Origin of the sequence: Aliivibrio finisterrensis (genome assembly GCF_008933155.1) — a bacterium.
Lineage (GTDB): Bacteria > Pseudomonadota > Gammaproteobacteria > Enterobacterales > Vibrionaceae > Aliivibrio > Aliivibrio finisterrensis.
This window is the reverse complement of the sequence record NZ_WBVP01000080.1, coordinates 1-851: the sequence shown is the minus strand read 5'-3', so window position 1 is coordinate 851 and position 851 is coordinate 1. Positions and strand designations below refer to the sequence as shown.

Here is an 851-nt window from a genome sequence, read left to right as displayed (position 1 = left end):
CACAGGCGTTGATGCCAATAACCTCACTGAAATCAACGGGAAAGTAGATAGCCAATCGCTGACTACCGTGGCAGGTATTCAAACTCTAACCGATAGCATGAACGTGATCCAAAGCTATGCTGCGGACAATACCCAAACTGCACCAACAGTGACCAACTATGCCGATATTGGTGTTACTGGTGTTGATGCCAATAACCTCAGTGACATCAACGGACAAGTGGATAGTCAGTCATTGACTAATACCACAGCGGTACAATCACTGGTTGATGGTATAAACGTTGTGCTGGCTTACAGCGCGGATGCAAATAGCACGGCACCAACAGTGAGTGACTACACGACAGCAGGGATTAGTGGCGTCGATATTGATGATTTGGATTTATTGAACCTCTATGTCGGCGGTCAAAATGTGACCATGGCTGAGTTGCCTACGTTAGTCATCAAAGTCGATAATTTGAATGTGCTATTGGGCTACAGCGCCGATAGCACCAATACCGAGCCGATTGATACCAACTATAGCGATGCAGGGTTAACCGATCCGCGTTCAATCAATACCAGTGATTACAACCAAACATTAGCCGACAGTAATTTCACCACGGAAGTACAAATACAAGCACTCGTTGATGCCATTAATTCCCTTGATGATTACGCCGATGGCACCACAACCACAGCGCCAAGCCTTACCACCTATCACATCGCAGGCTTTGATGAACTCAAGGATGTGAATCTCTCGGTGATAAATACCGCCCTTATTAACAACACCTTAACCACACTTTCTGGTGTTCAAACGGCGGTGTCGGCCTTAGATACATTAGCCAATTATTCTCTAGATAACACCAGCACCACACCTTCGA

At 46.1% G+C, this 851-nt stretch carries 1 protein-coding gene; it reads left to right on the top strand.

Annotated elements, in window-relative coordinates:
- A partial coding sequence (locus F8B77_RS17670) for a hypothetical protein (protein WP_167512866.1) occupies positions 1-851 on the top strand: 851 nt, incomplete at both ends.